The sequence below is a fragment of the Microbacterium sp. genome (genome assembly GCF_047606385.1).
Taxonomy (GTDB): Bacteria; Actinomycetota; Actinomycetes; order Actinomycetales; family Microbacteriaceae; genus Microbacterium.
On record NZ_JASGEL010000121.1, the window covers coordinates 1 to 4507 of the forward strand.

A 4507-nucleotide genomic window follows, 5' to 3' on the forward strand; every position below is an offset into this window, starting at 1 on the left:
CCGGCGCCGCGCCATGACCGGGCAGGTCGACCACGAGCACGTCGCGGCCGGCCCGCGCCAGGTGCGCCGGCAGGCCGTCGGCGGGCCAGTCGGCGGTGCCGGCGGACGCGAAGCCGTGCAGCAGGATCACCGGCGGCCCCGCGACCGGTCCGACGGCGGGAATCCGCGTCACGTGCAGCAGGGTGTCGGTCATCGGGCGTGCTCCCCTCGTCGGGGGCGCGCCGGGATCAGACCAGGCGCGCCAGGAATGAGTCCAGGTAGGCGTCGTAGTTCGGGAAGCGGGAGCCGTCCGGGTACATCAGGTTGACGACGGTGGCCCCCACCACGACCGACATGTACTCGTCGGCCAGCACCCCGTACGGCGGCTCGGCCGAGATGGCGCCCGCCGCGCGCGCCGCGGTCAGATGCTCCGCGATCGACACGCGCCACGAGTCCAGGAAGCTCCGGTACAGCGCGCCCAGGTCGTCGTTGGCCATCGCGTACTCCCACAGCGCCAGCAGCACGCGGCCGGCGACGATGTCCTCCTCGTCGTGCGCGAGCGGCGCCCGCAGGAAGTGCTCGAGGCGCTCGCCGGCATCCGTCGACCCGGACAGCTCCACGTTCGCCGCCATCTCCTCCAGCACGCTCTCGAACGTCGCGGCGACGATCGAGTCCTTGCCCGGGAAGTAGTGCTTCAGCGCACCGTTGGCGAATCCGGCCTCGGCCGCGATCGACCGCATCGTCGCCGCCTCGAAGCCACCCTTCAGGATGATCCGCTTGGCCACCTCGACGATCTCGCGTCGTCGCTCGTCGTGATCGATGATCTTGGGCATCGGAGAGCCCCACCCCTTCCGCTGAGCCGCCGTGCATCCGAGGGCCCCGACAGCTACCGTACCGGCGCCGCCGCATCGGCCACCTCCCGCACCGCGAGCCATTCCTGCCGGCGGCGGCGCTGCGCCGCGGGGTCCGCCACGGGCGAGGCGAGGCGCAGTCGCTCCGAGTACGGATGCACCGGGGCGCGCGTGACCTGCTCGCCCTCGCCGGTCTCGACCAGCTCGCCGCGGTACATCACCGCGACCCGATGGCAGATGCGCCGCACGACGCCGAGGTCGTGGGAGACGAACAGGTACGAGACGCCGGTGGAGCGCTGCAGCTCGATGAACAGGTCGATGATCGTCGCCTGGGTCGTGAGGTCGAGCGCGCTGACCGGCTCGTCGCAGACCACGAGGCGGGGCCGGCGCACCAGCGCACGCGCGATGGCGATGCGCTGACGCTGACCGCCGGAGAACTCCCGCGGGTACCGCTCGGCCGCCGTCCGCGGCAGCCGGACCCGGTCGAGCAGCTCGAGCACCCGCTTCCGCGCGTCGCCGCGGCTCAGGGCGGTCGTGATCAGCGGCTCGGCCAGGATGTCGCCGACCGTCATCGTCGGGTCCAGCGATCCGTAGGGGTCCTGGAAGACGACCTGGATGTCGGCGGCGAGGGCGCGGCGCTCGGCGCCGCGCGCGTGCGAGATGTCCCGGCCGTCGAACCGCACGGCACCGGCCGTGATCGGGGCGAGCCCGAGCACGGCCTTGCCGAGCGTCGACTTCCCCGAGCCGGACTCGCCGACCAGGCCCAGGCACTCCCCCGGGTCGATCTGCAGCGACACGCCCTTCAGCGCCCGGAACGCGCGGCGGCCGCGACCGTACTCCACGACGAGGTCGTCGACCTGCAGCAGCGGCGCGGTCATGCCGTCACCGTCCTTCCCGGCGCGACCGTCGCGCCCTCGCGGGACGCCGCGTATGCGGCGTCCAAGGCGGCCCGGCCCTCCGCGGCATCCAGAGACGCGGCGATCAGCTCGCGGGTGTACGGCTCGGCGGGCGCGGCGAACAGCTCGTCCACGCCGCCGGTCTCCACGACCGAGCCGTCCTTCATCACCACGACCCGGTCGCAGATGTCGGCGACGACGCCGAAGTTGTGCGTCACGATCAGCAGCGCCATGCCGTATTCGGCCTGCAGCTCGCGCAGCAGCTCCAGCACCTCGGCCTGCACCGTGACGTCCAGCGCGGTGGTGGGCTCGTCGGCGACGAGCACCGAGGGCTTCCCCGCGATCGCGCCGGCGATGAGGACGCGCTGGGCCATGCCGCCGGACACCTCGTGCGCGCGCAGCCGCATGACCCGCTCGGGCTCCGGGATGCCGACCCGGGTCAGCACCTCGATCGCGCGCCGGCGGGCCACGTCGCGGCTCAGGCCCGACACGGACCGCAGCGGCTCGATCAGCTGGTGGCCGATCGTGTAGTTCGGGTCGAGGTTGGACATCGGCTCCTGCGGGATGTAGCCGATCGTGCGTCCCAGCAGCCGACGCCGCTGCGCGGGGGTCATCCCGGACACGTCGCGCCCGTCGATCCACAGCGCGCCGACCTCGCTGCGCGCGGCCGGCGGCAGCAGGCCGAGCACCGAGAACACCGTCTGCGACTTGCCGGATCCGGACTCGCCCACGATGCCGACCACCTCACCGGCGGCGACGTCGAGGGAGATGCCGTGCACGACCTCGACCTCGCCGTCCCGGGCCGGATAGCTCACCCGCAGGTCGGCGATCTGCACGGCGGCTGCCGCGGCGGCGTGCCGGATCGTGCCGGTCGAGGCGGCGACGGGCGCCGGCACGGCGGCACGACGACGACGGCGCGGGATCTCGGTGCGCACGCTCACGACGTCGGCGAGCGTCGAGCCCGCGACCGCGAGGGCGGCGATCGTGATGCCCAGCGCGAGCGAGGGCCACAGCAGCAGGATCGGGTTGGAGAGCATGTTGCGGAAGCCCTCGTTCATCATCGCGCCCCAGCTGGGCGTGTCGCCGCTGCCGATGCCGAGGAACTGGAGCCCCGCCTGCATGCCCATCGCCATGCCGGCGGCGAGGGCGGTCTGGATGATGACGGGCGCGTAGACCGCCGTCAGCACGTGACGGGACATGATGCGCAGGTGGCCGAGCCCCGACACCCGGGCGGCGGCGATGTAGGGCTCTTCGCGCACGGACTGCACCGTGGCGCGCGTGAGCCGGAAGTAGCCGGGCGCCATGAACACGCCGATCGTCGCCATGATCCAGGTGAAGTCGGAGCCGGTGCCGGCCGCGACGATGAGCAGGATGATCATGCCGGGCACCGACTGGATGGCGTCGCTGACCCACGTCGCGACGCGGTCGAACGGGCCGCCGAAGTAGCCCGCCAGCACGCCCTCCGGGACGCCGGCCAGCAGCGCGAACACGATGGCGACCAGGGCGCCGTACAGGGTCTGCTGCGTGCCCCAGACGAGCCGGCTCAGGATGTCGCGACCCTGCGTGTCGGTGCCGAGCAGGTGCGTCGCCGACGGCGGCGCCTTGACCGAGCTGAGGTCGATCGTGGTGGGGTCGTAGGGCGAGAGGAGCGGCGCGAGCACCGCGACCAGCACGATGAGCGCGAGCACGCCGAGCGAGATCGCACCGGCCGGGCGGCGCAGGAAGCGCCAGAGCAGGCGGCCGCGCCGCGCGGCGGCCGGGTCGACGCTGTCGGTGAGGGCGGCGGAGACGGTCATGCGACACGCACCTTCGGGTTGATCCAGCCCAGCACGACGTCGAGGATCAGGTTGACCAGGACGACGAACACGACCGAGATGACGGTGACGCCCAGGAGCATGGGGATGTCGCCGTTCTGCGCCGAGCCCTGCGTGAGCGCCCCGATGCCGGGGAGGCTGAAGATCGACTCGACCACGACGGCGCCGGACAGCAGCGCGACGAACATGACGGCGAGGACAGTGAGCGCCGGCGGGGCCGAGGCCCGTACCAGGTGCGTGATCACGCGCGGCTCGGACAGGCCGCGGCTGCGCAGCGTGCGCACGAAGTCCTGCGCGCCGACGGTGATGATCGCGTTGCGCAGCTGCTCGGCGACCATGACGATCGCGCCGAGCGCGAGGGAGACGGCCGGGAGGGTGATCGAGCGCAGCCAGCCGTCGAACGAGGTGGTGGGCGGCGTGTAGCCGACCGCCGGGAACCACTTCAGCTGGACGGCGAACCAGATCACCAGCACGAGGCTGACCCAGAACCCGGGCAGGGCGAACAGCACGACGGCGGCGCCCTTGACGAGCTTGTCGATCCAGGTGCCGGGCCGCAGGCCCGCCAGCACGCCGAAGACCGCGCCGAAGACCGCGGTGAGGATGATCGCGAACGTCACGACCGAGAGGGTGACGGGCAGCTTCAGCATCACCTGCGCGGACACCGGCTGGAAGTTGCGCCACGAGTCGCCCAGGTCGAAGGTCACGAGATGGGAGAACCAGTCGAGGAACTGCGTCAGCAGCGGCCGGTCCGTGCCGATCTTCGCCGCCAGCGCGTCCTGCTGCGCCGCCGTGGCCGAGCTCCCCAGCAGCCCGACGGTGGGATCGCCGATCGCGGCGTGGGCGAGGAAGAAGGTCGCCACGGAGACGACCAGCAGCAGGATCACGCCGGAGATCAGCCGCTTCGCGATGAAGATCAGCATGGGGTTCCTTCTCGGGAGTCGCGGGCCGTCCGGATCCGGACGGCCCG

5 protein-coding genes are annotated in these 4507 nt (G+C 72.4%); all 5 read right to left on the bottom strand.

What is annotated here, in order from left to right:
- The coding region (locus QM626_RS12000; protein ID WP_415077181.1) for an alpha/beta fold hydrolase at positions 1–193 on the bottom strand (193 nt) is incomplete at its 3' end.
- 34 nt (positions 194–227) lie between these two features.
- A complete protein-coding gene (locus QM626_RS12005) occupies positions 228–812 on the bottom strand; it encodes a TetR/AcrR family transcriptional regulator (protein ID WP_415077182.1) in 585 nt (194 codons plus the stop codon).
- 53 nt (positions 813–865) lie between these two features.
- Positions 866–1708, bottom strand: coding sequence for an ATP-binding cassette domain-containing protein (locus tag QM626_RS12010; RefSeq protein ID WP_415077183.1), 843 nt, complete (start codon positions 1706–1708; stop codon positions 866–868).
- The gene (locus QM626_RS12015; protein ID WP_415077184.1) at positions 1705–3522 is read right to left on the bottom strand and encodes a dipeptide/oligopeptide/nickel ABC transporter permease/ATP-binding protein; all 1818 of its coding nucleotides are present in this window, start codon (positions 3520–3522) and stop codon (positions 1705–1707) included. Before QM626_RS12015 ends, QM626_RS12010 begins: the two co-directional genes overlap by 4 nt.
- Positions 3519–4460, bottom strand: coding sequence for an ABC transporter permease (locus tag QM626_RS12020; RefSeq protein WP_415077185.1), 942 nt, complete (start codon positions 4458–4460; stop codon positions 3519–3521). Before QM626_RS12020 ends, QM626_RS12015 begins: the two co-directional genes overlap by 4 nt.
- Between the last annotated feature and the right edge of the window lie 47 nt (positions 4461–4507).

Excerpts from the sequence above, each read along its gene's own strand:
- QM626_RS12005 (WP_415077182.1), bottom strand. The coding sequence starts at position 812 with ATGCCCAAGATCATCGATCACGACGAGCGACGACGCGAGATCGTCGAG.
- QM626_RS12015 (WP_415077184.1), bottom strand. The coding sequence starts at position 3,522 with ATGACCGTCTCCGCCGCCCTCACCGACAGCGTCGACCCGGCCGCCGCG.
- QM626_RS12020 (WP_415077185.1), bottom strand. The coding sequence starts at position 4,460 with ATGCTGATCTTCATCGCGAAGCGGCTGATCTCCGGCGTGATCCTGCTG.
- QM626_RS12010 (WP_415077183.1), bottom strand. The coding sequence starts at position 1,708 with ATGACCGCGCCGCTGCTGCAGGTCGACGACCTCGTCGTGGAGTACGGT.